This is a genomic window from Fusibacter sp. JL298sf-3 (assembly GCF_053842995.1).
Window position 1 is genome coordinate 3,544,520 of record NZ_CM132608.1, and the last position, 14,213, is coordinate 3,558,732.

The following is a 14,213-nucleotide window of genomic DNA, read 5'->3' on the forward strand; positions in this document are numbered from 1 at the left end:
GTTATACTGATTATATAAAACATCAGAAATAGGAGGCTTATTATGGGTATCGGGAATCGAATTTTTCAATTGAGGATTAACAATGGATTGACTCAGGAGCAACTAGCAGAAACTCTGAGGGTATCAAGACAATCTGTTTCAAAATGGGAAATGGAACAATCCATCCCAGAAACAGATAAAGTTATTGCGATGAGTAAGTTGTTTTCAGTAAGTACTGATGATATATTACTTGATAGTGATGAGATTAAAAAGCTTAAACCGCAACAATTACATTTAGGTTCGATTTATCTGATAGTGAGAGACTTTGAAAGAGCTGTTACCTTTTATGAAAAGTTGCTTTCAATGCCTGTTTCAACAAGAAATTGTGGAGATAAGTTTGCTGAATTCTTTTTTGATAATAAGTGTTTATCCTTGATGAATGAATCAAATCTAATTAATCATCATTATGAAGAAAGTGACTACAAATTTGTGCTTAATTTTTGGGTTGAGGATTTGAGGAAAGAATATAATCGATTAAAGAAACTCAATATAGGAAAAATGACGGAGATTAATAAAGTGCATGAAAAATACTACTATTTTCATATTTTTGATGAGGATCATAATGTTGTTGAAATTACAGGTGGTTATAATTGGCTAGAGGAGGATCAGCAGTGATTCAAGTCATATAGTATCAAACCTCTTCTAAGCATACATTTTTAAATAGAGTTGTAAAATGCTTGGGAAATATCCATTAGCGCAGTGGTATCCGGCTATTCGCCCTGTGGTGACGAAGTTTTGGAATGTTCCGCAGTGAATGGCTAAGACTAAGTGAAAGTGTTGCATTAGAAGGCGAACGAGCGTGAACCGTGGGGATGTTAGCGAACTCCTGCAACACACCTTGAAATTAACACTGCAGCACAAAAGAACAAAATAAAAGGAGATAATTTGACTGAAGAAAAAATATTACTACAACTTAAGCACTTTGCAAATGAGAATGGATTAGAAAATGTTGATCCAATAATACTGAATGAATCTGCAAATCTTGTTATCCATCTATATCCATATAACATAGTTGCGCGAATTGCATTATATGACTCAAATACATCTCACATGAAGGATGTCATGCAAAAAGAGATAGAGGTAGCAAATTACTTAGAAGAAAAAGGGATAGCTGTTGTATCTTCAAATAGCCAAATAATTGTTGAACCATTTGACTTAGGCGGACACTGGATGACATTGTGGAACTTTGTGAGAAAAGAAGAAAGAGAAAAATTAACTTCATTTGCAGCAATTCAATATGTTGAAAAACTTACAAATGCAATGAAAAGGTATGATGGTAAATTACCTATACTAGGTGTATGGAAAAGAGTACATGAATCTGCAAAAAACCTAAGTAAAAGTGATAACTCCCAGATACAAAGATTAGTAGAAAACTATAATACCCTTAACGAGGAGATAAGTAATATTGAAGTTGAGTCTCTGGTGCCTTCACATGGTGATTCTCATGTGAAGAACTTGTATCCAGCAAAAACGGATTGGCTATGGATGGACTTTGAAGATGCATCACTAATGCCGGAATACTGGGATTGGGCTTCGTTTCTTGCAAACATGGCTTTATTTAATGGATTAAATATTCCGATTGTGCAACAAGTTGTTGAAAACAAAGAAATTATTAAAAACAAAAATAAGTTTTTTACTGTTTTGAAAGCCCGCATTTTGATGTCGATTATAGGAAATCTCGATTTAGCACTTCAAGGATTAGGTGATCTTGAGTATGCTGAACTACAACTTGAAAATTATGAGAAATTGCTAAAACAAATCGATGATTACAACATTCAGTAAACATCACAGGAATACCGCCCAACAGTACATCAGTACAAGGTCCACAGACCGAGTCACTTCAGTGCATTAGGTATTCGACGACACACAACCATTGGCACCTAGTTGTAGTGCTAGATTGCATTGTAAATAGGCTCCCTGTATTTTACATTTCAGGAGGGGCAAATGACTGGTTACCTGCTCTTCAAAAACTGAACCAGTGTAAATGTTAGTACGATATGATAAAGTCAAAAAAAGAGAGTGTATTATGAAGAAGGAATTTAGAGAAGAGCAGGTCATAAAAGTGCTTAAAGCCCATGAGATTGCTCAAAAGGGATAATACTTCAGAACAACCTTTAAGTGTTTCACAAGTTCTTTAGAGGTAGAATTTTTCTTTTTCTTTGCCATTTTAGTGTAAGTGTCCATCTATGGTCTTTGGGAGTTGTTATTTGCGTAAAAGATACATGCTTGATAAACTAAAGGTGTACCACTGTGGGCAATAGTCTGGCTATGTCAAACGCCCATACATCGAAGTTTGAAGTTTTGACATTCTAATCAGTTGTTTCATACTTTTGATTTATCTGGTTTTATTGAATTTCAATGTTTATATGCAGTGCACAGGCGCTAAGTTTATGTACTTAAAATTAAAGCTGTGAAGTTAAAAAATCTATATTTCGCTTAGGAGGCTGTTTGTGTTCGTACGAATCAAATATGAGAGAACTGTAAATGATCTTGCTCCATTCGGAAGCAGCGGTGGCTGTTTGGAGCTTTTAAGATTAACCGCTAACTAAAAGATTCAATAGTCATTGTCTTGCTTTCTTTATATTGAAGTAATGCAAATTATTATAAAGGAGAATGACAATGAGCTTTATTGAGGCTATTTTTAAGTTAAGAAATTTCATTTTATTGTGGTTGGGGCAGTCTATCTCTTCGCTAGGAAGTTCTATGACGAGCTTTGCCATTACAATATGGGCATTTGAACGAACAGGGAGTGCACTTACGCTTTCGATATCTGGAATGCTTATTATGGCACCTAAAATGGTGCTCGGCGTTTTTGTTGGTCCATTAATTGACAAGATGAATAAAAAGGCCGTCATACTTATTTCTGACATAGGTGCTGGGGTATGTACACTAACATTGTTTCTGCTTTTAAGAGCGGATTCGCTTGAAATAGGGCATATATATAGCCTAAATTTGATTGGCAGTATTTTAGGGAGTTTTCAATATCCCGCCAATGATGTCGCCATAAGTTTGATTGTCCCCCAAAAATATTATATTAAAGCAAGTGGCATGCAATCCTTTTCAAGTGGCGTAGTTCAGATATTGGCACCGATTTTTGCTGCACTATTGTTGGGGTTTACTGACATGCGTGTTGTTATCCTGTTCGATTTTGCTTCGCTAGTTTTTGCTTGCTCAACACTTGCATTCTTTGTTAAAATACCTTTTTCTCAAAAAACAAAAGGGCAAAAATTTAATATGATGCACCATCTGTTTGAGTTGCGGAGCGGATTTTTGCTGATATGGGATTCAATCCTGCTAAAAAAGCTTTTGCTGTTTATGGCTTTAGTGAACCTTTTAGCTGGATTGACGTATTTTAACATACTTTCTCCCATGATTTTGGCTCGGTCGGGTTACAATGCAAAAGTATTGGGTTTTGTAAATGGGGCTATCGGGTTTGGAGGCATTGTCGGGGGATTTTTAATGATCTTTATGCCGACTATGAAAAGCAAGGTAAAGACAATGTTCTTATACGCAGGTCTATCTTTCTGTTTTGGTGATATTCTGTTTGCTTTGGGCAACTCAATGTGGGCATGGGGGCTTGCAGGATTTTTTTCGAGTGTTTTTATCCCCCCGTTGATTGCGAACGAAAGCTATTTCTGGCGCACTATAATTCCCATAGAAATGCAGGGGTGTGTATTTTCCTTCAAGTATGCGATGAAATCTGGCATGATTCCAGTGGGCATGCTTATTGGCGGCATTTTAGCTGATTGCGTTTTTGAACCCTTTATGGCGAGTGAATCAAATCATTTGTCATTTGTGTTTAATAGTGGTAAGGGCATGGGGATGGCTTTGATGTTTTTGATGACGGGGATTTTGGGCACAGCTCTCAGCATGATGGGATTTTTAAATCCCTCGTTATTAAAGGCTGAACAAGAAGCAGAAAATAAAACAACTGCATAGGAATTTTTGCACTAAACGTATCATACGATTCAACTAAATGAGCTAAAGGCAACCTTAATGGTTGCCTTTGTAATTTCACCGTTATACCACGTACGCCATCAAAAACTTCAACCGGCAACTGCGTAAAGTCGAAATGTACATTGCCACGGACGATTTGCTTTTAAAGAGACGCTTTCTCACCATCGTTAACAGCGCGAGAATAGACCGTATGTACTTGAAAACGAGGCAAACGCATCAATCCGTTGACCATTTATTTTGAGGGGCGATTTTAATCTTTCCCAGGGAATGGCGGAAAGAACTCGATGACACGACTCCAGACAAAAGTGACCACAAAGACCTGAAGACAATAGAAGTGTTGGTCAAAATTGACATAATTATATTTGTATAATATGATAAATATGCGTTATTGCTAGACGCATAGCCTCTAATAAAATCGCGAATATCATTCGGCTAAGAGGCTATATGTGAGTTTTGTTGTATGGTACTAGAAGGGGTGTCTAATGGAAGTGTTAAAAATAAAAAACTTCAGATACTATTTGGCTTCAAAAATAATATCTGAGGTTGGAAATGGGTTACATAGTACGGCAGTCATGCTGCTTTTATATAAGTTAACGCAATCGGCAACGAAAGTATCCGTCGCGATGATCATGTTTATGTTGCCTTATTTATTGTTTTCGGCATATGCAGGCGTTTTGTCAGATCGTAAATCGGCAAAAAGAATCATGATGATTTCAGACCTTGTAAGAGTACCTCTTGTATTAACTATTCCTTACATAACAAACTATTATTTTATATTGGTCGTAATATTTTTTCATTCAACTATTTCTTCTTTATACGCGCCTGCTGAATCGAGTTTATTGCCTAAGATTGTCGATAAACAGTCCTTATTGGGTGCGAATTCTCTGCTTTCTTTAAGTAGAAGTGTTCCGAATTTTATCTTGGGTGCATCTATTTCAGGTATATTGTTCCAAGCGTTTGGTGAAAATATAGCTTTCTATATGAACGCATTATCATTTTTCCTGTCGTTTGTATTGTTGTTGGGGATAAAAGGAGAACCAACAGCACCAACCATTGAGAGTAGTGAAAAAAAGGTTTTTGAGGGGTTTAAAGAGGGGCTGGATGCCATTAATGGCAACAGCTCAGCAAAACTGTTTATTGTGGTTATGCTTGTATTTGGTTTTACCAATAGTGCCATTAATCTCAATCTACTGGCTTTTACAAGTGAAGTCGTGAAAAGTAACGCGCTCTACGGATTTCTAATTGCTTCCAATGGCGTAGGTTCAATTGTGGGGGCAATCCTAATTAACAAGATGGCGAAGTTTGAAGCAACGAAGTTTTTAATCTTGTTGGTGTTTATTAGCGGTGTTGTCAATGCTGTATTTCCAGTGCTGAGTTATATGACGCTGTTTATGCTGGCATATGTCGTAATGGGGTTAATCGATGCCTCAATAAATATTATGATAAGAACTCACTTGCATAAAACGATTCCGGAGCAATTAATGGGAACGGTATTCGGCATGATTAATACCGTGACGAGTGTTACCCCTTTTGTATCTATGTTAATTAGCGGACTCGTTATCGATAGAATTGGGCCTATTCGAGTCTATTACATTGTAGGTATAATAAAAATACTTATGATTGTCCCGATTACTTACTATTTTATTGTTTCCAAAAAGAATTTGAAGACAAAGCAAGCCACATAGCAATCCAACGGGAGAAAGTGCGCGTACAGTCGTCGTGGCGCTTTTGGGATTAGAGATTTTTCAAATGACTGTGAGAAGGTGAATTTATACAGTTGAGTGTACCACAGCTTGTAACATTTACTTGTTCAATATCTATATATGATACAATCGCACTATAATATTACGCGTATAAAACATTAAAAGGCTGTAGAGAAATGGTTCAACAAAATCGAAGAGCTTGTTGTCAACTGTCAGAGCGTAGGTCGTAAAAGGCTATGAAGAGAATTGGGGTTATTGAGTTAACACCAGCATCTTCGTAAACGAATAGGTGGAAAAACATATCTGTCTCTGAACTGTTTAGACGGAAATGCCAAGTTTGACGCATTTATTATGGAAAATTTTATTAAGGGGTATGATTGTTGTAGTGTCTTGGGTATTAAATCTAAGAATCGTCTTATTAAAAGCAAACGATAGACATATAAACTATAAAATGTGGAGGTATGCTATATGAGAGGGGTTTACAGAAGAAAGCTGTCATTTGTAATGGTTTTAGTTGTTTTATTGGCGGGGGTGTCACCTATCCACTCTTTTGCTGGAACAAGTACACTTACCCCAGAAGCGGATAAAAGTTTTGATCCCTATGGGGGCGGTCTTAATGGTGCGGAGTTGTATGTGGGATCTGCCACCGGAGAATTTGGATTAGAGTGGATGAAATCGGCAATAAGGTTTGATACAAGTGGTATTACCGGGAGTATTACATCCGCAATCTTAAGGGTGTATATTTCAACAGTACAGAATGGTTCGAAGTTGGATTTATACGGTTCTAATGACGTTACATTTGATGAAACGAATGGCACTGCCGTCTCTCAAGATACGTCAATTACTATAGGGAGTATAACAATTAGTCCGTCAGATTTAAACACCTGGAAAGAAATAGACGTGACCAGCTATGTAAACTCAAAGTATCCTGGGGCGAGCAAAGTTTCATTTGTAATAGAAGGTGATATGAATAATGGAGACCGATATTTCTTTATTGACAGTAGTCAAGGAACAAATCCACCACAGCTGGTCATTGAAACAGGGAATCCGGGCACTTTACAATTCGATCCAAAGACAGCCAGTGTAGGCGAAAGTGCTGGTACAACCAACTTAACAGTCACCCGCACAGGCGGCAGTGACGGCGCTGTGACGGTAGACTATGCCGTAACGGGGGGAACGGCAACCGGTTCAGGGACCGATTATACACTGGCAAGTGGCACGCTGAACTTTGCAACTGGAGAGACGAGCAAGCAGATTAGCGTGTCTATAGCGGATGATGGAAGTTATGAATCAGATGAGACCGTAGAAGTGACTCTAAGCAACGCCACAGGCGGTGCAAGCCTCGGAGCGGACAAGATAGCGACCCTAACGATAACCGATAACGATGCGGTTCCAGGGACACTTCAGTTCAATCCAAAGACAGCCAGTGTAGGCGAAGGTGCCGGTACAACCAACTTAACAGTCACCCGCACAGGCGGCAGTGACGGCGCTGTGACGGTAGACTATGCCGTAACGGGGGGAACGGCAACCGGTTCAGGGACTGATTATACACTGGCAAGTGGCACGCTGAACTTTGCAACTGGAGAGACGAGTAAGACCATAAGCGTTTCTATAACCGATGACGGCACGACTGAATCGAATGAAACAGTAGAAGTGACCCTAAGCAACGCCACAGGTGGGGCGAGCCTCGGAGCGGACAAAGTAGCGACCCTAACGATAACCGATAACGATGCGGTTGCCGGGACGCTTCAGTTCAATCCAAAGACAGCCAGTGTAGGCGAAGGTGCCGGTACAACAAACTTAACAGTAACGCGCACAGGCGGCAGTGATGGTGCCATTACAGTGGACTATGCTGTAACAGGGGGAACGGCAACAGGAGCGGGGACAGACTATACATTGGCAAATGGCACCTTGAGTTTTGCAGATGGTGAAACAGGTAAGACCATAAGCATTTCCATAACAGATGATGGGGCCTATGAGGCCAGTGAAACAGTAGAAGTGACCCTAAGCAATGCCACAGGCGGTGCAAGCCTCGGAGCGGATAAAGTAGCGACTCTAACGATAACCGATAACGATGCGGTTGCCGGGACGCTTCAATTCAATCCAACGACAGCCGGTGTAAGCGAAGGTGCCGGAACGGCGAACTTAACAGTCACCCGCACAGGCGGCAGTGACGGCGCTGTGACAGTAGACTATGCCGTAACGGGAGGAACAGCAACCGGTTCAGGGAGTGATTATACATTGGCAAGTGGCACCCTGAGCTTTGCAGATAGTGAAACGAGTAAAACAATAACGGTTTCTATAGCCGATGATGGCACGACTGAATCGAATGAAACGGTAGAAGTGACCCTTAGCAACGCCACAGGCGGCGCAAGCCTCGGAGCGGATAAAGTAGCGACTTTGACAATAACTGATGACGATCCGGTTCCGGCCGCGACGGCAATAGCGAGCGCTGCAACGCTTACGCCTGTTGTAGGTGCGGATAATGCCATTACATTGACCGTAAAAAATAGCCTTGGAAATACCGACATAAGCTTTGATGGTGTTAAAAATGTGACCCTTTCAGGGGTGGTAGCGTCTCCGGTAGGGACATTCGGAACTTTTAACGGAACAACAATCGACAATAACGCTACAACAGTGGGACAGGTAGTGCCTGTGACGTTTGTCAATGGCGTGGCAACGGCCAATTTAAAACTTAACAAAGCAGGTGCGCAAACAATCGGTTTCAGCATTGAAACGGTAACGACACCGGACACAAATAAGTTGACCATTGCATCGGTTCCGGGAGTGGCAGAAACGATGGCAATCAGCCAAAATATCACGGCACCTACAAGCAACGGAGGATTATTTGCAAAACAGCCCATTATCGTGGTTAAAGATGCCTATGGCAATACAGCGTCAGGGGATAATACCACCGTGGTAACAGTGGCTAAAGAAGATACAGGTGCTTGGAATTTAACCGGAACAGCAACTGCGGTTGTCAATTCGGGTGTAGCCACCTTTACAAACCTTGGTGCAACAAGTTCTACCTTAGTGGATAATGTGCAGCTTGGGTTCACAGCCACGGGGTTAAATAAGGTAACAAGTGCAGCGGTGACATTACCTGCACCTGTGTCTTCAGGCGGAAGCCAAGAGAGCCCCTCTGAAAGTACCTCTGAAAGCACCTCACAGTCTAACCAAGAGGCGGCGACGGTTATAGTAAATGGCCGAGAACAGGATGCCGGAAAGAAAACAAAGTCGACAGAAAATGGAAAGTCGACTGTAACCATTGAAGTCGATAATCGATTTATTGAGCGTAAGATCAATGAAGCTGTTGAAAACAATACTTCAGGAACACCGAACACCCTACAGGTTCTTGTACCGGACGAGACATCTGAAGTCGCAAAAGTGGCATTACCAGGTGACATAGTTCGAAAACTCGAAGAGGAGACTTTTGTGGTGTCGGTAAAACGTCACTCTGTAGAATACGTTATAGCAGCAGAAGAATTCACAATCAATAAGGTTGCTGAGTCTATGGGAATTGAAGCAACGAAATTAGATGAAATCACTGTTGAAGTTAAGATTAGCAGGGTGGACGAAGCGCTGGTGAAGAAATACACTGAATCAGCTGAGGCCAATGGCGCAGAGGTTCAATTTCCGCCGACTTCATTTGAGGTAATCGCAAAGACGACAAAGACAGATGGTACAACTGAGGAAATAAGAAGCACTAAGTTTAACAATTATGTAGAACGCGTTATGGAAATTCCGGCAGGTGTTGATCCGAGTAAAATTACAACGGGGATTGTGTTTAACCCTGACGGAACATACAGCCACATTCCAACGGATGTTTACCAGAAAGACGGGAAATGGTACGCGAAATTAAATTCTCTAACGAACTCTGTATACTCAATTATTGGGAATCCTATTGTCATAAAATCTGTGGAGAATCATTGGTCTGAGGCCACAGTCAACGATATGGCATCGAGACTGGTCATCTTTGAACCGGAAAGTTTTAATCCGGATTTGGCCATCTCCAGAGGGGACTTTGCAGAGTATATTGTCAGAGCCTTGGGACTTTTTAGAGACAGTGCAACCGTTTTAAACGCGTTTACAGATGTCGACCCGACGGGTGAACGCGCGCTGGCGATACACATTGCCAATGATTATGGCATTATTAAAGGCTATCTTGATGGAAACTTTAGACCGGATGCGTTGATTACAAGAGAAGAAGCTATGGCCATGTATCAAAGGGCCATGACGGTTACAAAGTTAAGTGGGGACGATAAGAACCGCTACCTAATCTATAAGGATTTTTCAGAGGTGAACGGTTGGGCCACAGCGTATGTAAAGGAAGCGCTGGCCGCCCATGCTTTGGATGAAATTGCAGCGACAACGGTTTCACCAAAGAAACAGTTGACCCATGCAGAAGCTGCACAAATGATAAAAAATCTGCTGGTAGAATCCAATCTGATAAATGAGTGATGTAAACTGACAAACGAGAAAGGCCAACTCTACGATTTTACAGATCAATCCGCTATCCATGATAGCGGATTTTTCGTATTGATTGCCCTTTAAGACCACCTAATTGCCTAAAAATTCACTGTAGACGATGTTCAACTTTTCTCCCGCTTCGCTGACCACAAAATACTGTCCACTTGTGCTTAATCGATGTATTCGACCTTCTTCTTCACTTTTATCGGTGTAAGTCATATCAGAGAGCACAAACACAATTTTGGTACTTTCATACAATGTGACGATTTGCTGGAGTTCATTGACGAGTGCTGAATTCGTCTCATCGAGCATTAGCGCTTCAATCGTGTCATAGGTCTTTGAGTAGCCTATAACAATTCGTTTTGCCCCGTATCCTTCGTTGTAAGCCTCTATAGAAGATTTGTAAGCCTTTTTTTCATAATCTTCTTTAATGGCTTTGAGGCTGTCGTAATCGCCTGTAATTTCTGGTGCATAAAACAAATAGACAATTTCCTGATATTTGTCTTGAGGTTTTTGAGCTAAAACAAGCGCCCGTCCGTTTTTTGAGATAACATCTTCATGGAGGTTAAGTTCTACCGCATCGTCCTTTTTTAAGTAAAATAGTGTTAACACCAGTATGACTAAAGTTAAAATAATAAGAAAAGAATTTTTTCTATTCAGTGTCACTTTAATCACCTCCAAAGAAATTTGATGACAGCGAGTTCACCTTGTTCAACGTATGAAAGTATTGCGCCTTCTTTATCATACGAAACGGAGAAGCTTTCTTTTAATGTTTTGTCCACGGGGTGTACATAATAAGCCGCGTCTTCCATAGCGTAAAAGAATAAGCGGTCATCATTGTTGAAGGCGATTCGGTTGCCCTCATAAGTTCTAGAACTGCGTATATCGCGTCCGGATTCAATTTGTGGAACCACATGAACCGGGTTCAAACGCTCGAGTTCTTTCTTGGCAATAACACCAGACTTCACTAGAGGTCTGTCATAGTCGTATAGAGAGCCTAAGAAATAGTCTTCTGTCATATCTACGTGTAAATACACATTTTCACCTGTGCTGTAGGTTTCTATGTCCTTCAAAGTATGCATTGCGTTTTCAGCCGTATTTGACAGTTCAAATGCGACAACTCTGTTGTTTTTACTCTTCTCAACAGTTTCAAAGTTCGCGGTTAAAATTTGAACCAAAGCTGTATCTTGATAGCCACCGCTGTAGACGATCTTTTGACCAAACGTTTGACCATTTTGATCTACCGCATATGAAGTTTGAAGGCCACGATAGGATTGCCATGTTTCAATGTCATAGAACATGACATGACTTTGATAAATTGTGAAGACATTTTCCTCAAACATTTTAACTGTTGAGTTAACCAGCAAGTAATTGTCGAGTACCGTTATATATGGCATGGAGAAACAATCAAAGCTGTTTTTACCGATATTGGTAATAGGGACGATTTCGCCTTTTTCAAAGTTTATTTCACTTATAGCCACATACTGTTTTTCATCGTCAGAAACAAGTTCTGCTCTTACGATGTTGTCGTTAACAACATAATCCTTCCATATCGTATTTTTGTGAAGTGTACCCACTGTTGAAATTTCACCCTCTTTAAGTGAATACCTTATAAAAGCCTGCTCACTTGTAAAAAAGGCATACGCTTCTGTAGCGCCAATAGGCTCTATGGCATCGGTCGCAACATCAAGTCCTTTTAATTCAAAGTGTTGCTCTTTGATTTTTATCAGGTTTTCATCCCATGTCAACTCGATGTCGGCATTTCCCATGCTTGCCATAGTGGCGCTTGTAATCACTGCAAGCGCCACTATGGCAAGAACTATATATTTTTTCACCATAATAGAATCCCCATCACTCTTTTAAACAGCATAATCCGACCTCCTTAAATAAATATGTTAATTCACAAATCCAAACTTAAATGAGAACAAGATCTACCTTGAGATAAGATCGACTAAATCTAGTTTACCAACAATTAACAGAATATTCAATCGAAAATAAAATATACCACAGCTGTTCTAAATTGCCCTATGCCAGACGCATTTTTCAAAATAGAAAAAGCCTTTGACGCTTTTGCAAACCGATTGTCAAAAGTGTATAATGTTAAAAAAATGACAATCGTTAATTGAAAACCTCTCAGTCAGCAAGGGGAATGCCGATTAGCCGTCTGAACAAGAGTGTCATAAAAAAGGTCTCACCCTCTTGACTCTTCCTTTGGGGAAACCTTTATACTTAGTTTATACAAATAAATTAGAGAAAAGAGGTCGAACATGAGCAATTTAGTCAAAATTAGAGAAGTGTCGAGCAAATACGACATTACAGCGCGAACCCTTCGTTACTACGAAGACATGGGGCTTTTATCCAGTATACGAAGCGATGACTACGCTTACAGAATGTACGATGAAAAAGCTGTAAAGCGGCTCGAACAAATACTTATTTTACGCAAGTTGAACATTAGCATCAAAGACATTCAGCGGGTCTTCGATACCTCCGGTTCGGAAATTGTTTTAGAGGTATTGGGGAAAAAGGTAGACAAAATTGACGATGAAGTGGCACTTTTACACGAGTTAAAAGAAATCGTACTCGATTTTATTCGAGAAATCAGGCAGTCGAACTTCTCCAACAACTCAGATGTAAAACTGTTGTACAACAAGGCAAAGGAAATCGAAACACAGCTGGTAAACATCGACTACGTCGGAAAACCGTCTAATATCAACCGGTTAATTGAAATCACCGATCAGTTGGATAAAAAAGTCCCCGACATTATGGTGCTTAAACTCCCTAGTTTTAGAGCCGTAACCGTAGGTGAACAAACCTGGGACGACATGTTTAAGAGCGGGGGGTACATGTTTCAGCTGTGGCAACATGTGCATTTGTACAAACCGGTGATTTTCGACTGCTTCGACTTCTTGATATTTAGAGAGGACAAAGCAGAGTGGATATGTGCGGTACAGGATGGGGTAAAGGCTTCAGATGTCAGCCCTTTTGAGTTGTTTGATTTTCAGGGGGGGCTGTACGCCATGGCGGTCAGTATTGACGAAGACAATGAGAGCATTAGCAAAGTAGAGAGCAAAGTTCGACGTTGGATTGAAAGTACAAACTTTGAGTTTGACGAAGAGCGGGACGTCATGTTCAATATGCCTTACTTGTACGAAGACGGCAGAGACCCGGCTTATAGAGAAATCGAAAAAGGGCTTGGGTACAAACAGATGCAGCGGTATTTTCCGATTAAGCTGAAAAGCGATGGGCCACACAAGTAATTCGCTTTTCAGGAGGAGAGACAAGCCCCTTCTAGCTTGTGGAAGAAGGGGCCTCGTCTATAGGGCGTTTTAGTCTGCTGTGTTGTGAGCTTGTTCGTATTTGTAAATATTAAACTCAAACCAAGCCAAATTTGTCACAAAAGAAAAGGCGGTGGCCACCCACATGTCAAAGAGGAGTTGAATGCCTTTGTTGTTGGCAACAGGTGTGAACACATAGGCTTTATCCAGTAGAAATAGGGCAACAGTTATAAATAAGAGTGAAAAGACCATGGCTTCTATTAGATAGTGTAGGGTTCTTTCCTTAAAATCTCGCTTGTACAGAGGCGCTGTAGAGTCGGTAAACAGGCAGACGGGGAGATTGTATTCTTGGGTAATGATTCTGTGGGTAAAAATTGAAAAGGTCATAAGACAGAGCAACGCAATTTCAAATGTATAACTTTTAGGCGTGAAATGGTTCAGCGCTTTGTAAACAAGGCTACCGGTGGTAAAAATAAATGCGACATATGCGGCGACACTCAAGGTGTCTCCGGCGTTTTCAATGATTCGTTTGTTTGTGTTCATAAGTACTCGCTTTCTAATCTGTTAGGTTAGGACTGCATACGTTACGGGCAATTTTAAAGAGGGTGACAAATGATAGGCGCTATTGGGCGCGTATTGCGTACCACTTCTTAAAGTTGGAAAGCCCCTTCATATAAACATGTCTTTAGCGGTGCAAAAAGGGACAAAAAAAGTTGAAAGTTAACAAAAAATTTTCAAAAAAGAGATGGGAACGACAGCTTTGGCGTAT

The 14,213-nt window shown here is 40.5% G+C and carries 9 protein-coding genes; 6 read left to right on the top strand and 3 right to left on the bottom strand.

From position 1 onward, the window contains the following. The first annotated feature begins 42 nt into the window (after nucleotides 1–42). The 5 genes from ACR6HW_RS16880 (at nucleotide 43) to ACR6HW_RS16900 (ending at nucleotide 10,160) form a co-directional block, all read left to right on the top strand. Nucleotides 43–654, top strand: coding sequence for a helix-turn-helix domain-containing protein (locus ACR6HW_RS16880; protein ID WP_455728846.1), 612 nt, complete (start codon nucleotides 43–45; stop codon nucleotides 652–654). A 270-nt stretch (nucleotides 655–924) separates the two neighbouring features. Next, a complete protein-coding gene (locus ACR6HW_RS16885; protein ID WP_455728847.1) occupies nucleotides 925–1,821 on the top strand; it encodes a hypothetical protein in 897 nt (298 codons plus the stop codon). 837 nt (nucleotides 1,822–2,658) lie between these two features. Then, the gene (locus ACR6HW_RS16890) at nucleotides 2,659–3,978 is read left to right on the top strand and encodes an MFS transporter (RefSeq protein ID WP_455728848.1); all 1,320 of its coding nucleotides are present in this window, start codon (nucleotides 2,659–2,661) and stop codon (nucleotides 3,976–3,978) included. A 500-nt stretch (nucleotides 3,979–4,478) separates the two neighbouring features. Further along, nucleotides 4,479–5,681 (top strand): MFS transporter, encoded by a 1,203-nt coding sequence (locus ACR6HW_RS16895; protein ID WP_455728849.1) that lies wholly within the window; start codon nucleotides 4,479–4,481, stop codon nucleotides 5,679–5,681. 486 nt (nucleotides 5,682–6,167) lie between these two features. After that, nucleotides 6,168–10,160, top strand: a complete 3,993-nt coding sequence (locus tag ACR6HW_RS16900; RefSeq protein ID WP_455728850.1) for a Calx-beta domain-containing protein — start codon at nucleotides 6,168–6,170, stop codon at nucleotides 10,158–10,160. A gap of 99 nt (nucleotides 10,161–10,259) precedes the next feature. Here ACR6HW_RS16900 and ACR6HW_RS16905 read toward each other — a convergent pair whose 3' ends face one another. After that, nucleotides 10,260–10,781 carry a hypothetical protein gene (locus ACR6HW_RS16905; RefSeq protein ID WP_455728851.1) on the bottom strand — a complete coding sequence of 174 codons (522 nt, stop codon included), beginning with the start codon at nucleotides 10,779–10,781 and terminating at the stop codon, nucleotides 10,260–10,262. Nucleotides 10,782–10,840: 59 nt separating this feature from the next. Next, complete coding sequence (locus tag ACR6HW_RS16910) at nucleotides 10,841–12,007, bottom strand: hypothetical protein (protein ID WP_455728852.1); 1,167 nt, start codon at nucleotides 12,005–12,007, stop codon at nucleotides 10,841–10,843. Between the two features lie 429 nt (nucleotides 12,008–12,436). On the opposite strand from ACR6HW_RS16910, the gene ACR6HW_RS16915 reads away from it, so the two are divergent. Next, the gene (locus ACR6HW_RS16915; protein ID WP_455728853.1) at nucleotides 12,437–13,426 is read left to right on the top strand and encodes a helix-turn-helix domain-containing protein; all 990 of its coding nucleotides are present in this window, start codon (nucleotides 12,437–12,439) and stop codon (nucleotides 13,424–13,426) included. A 69-nt stretch (nucleotides 13,427–13,495) separates the two neighbouring features. Here ACR6HW_RS16915 and ACR6HW_RS16920 read toward each other — a convergent pair whose 3' ends face one another. Continuing rightward, nucleotides 13,496–13,987, bottom strand: a complete 492-nt coding sequence (locus tag ACR6HW_RS16920; RefSeq protein ID WP_455728854.1) for a hypothetical protein — start codon at nucleotides 13,985–13,987, stop codon at nucleotides 13,496–13,498. Nucleotides 13,988–14,213 lie beyond the last annotated feature (226 nt).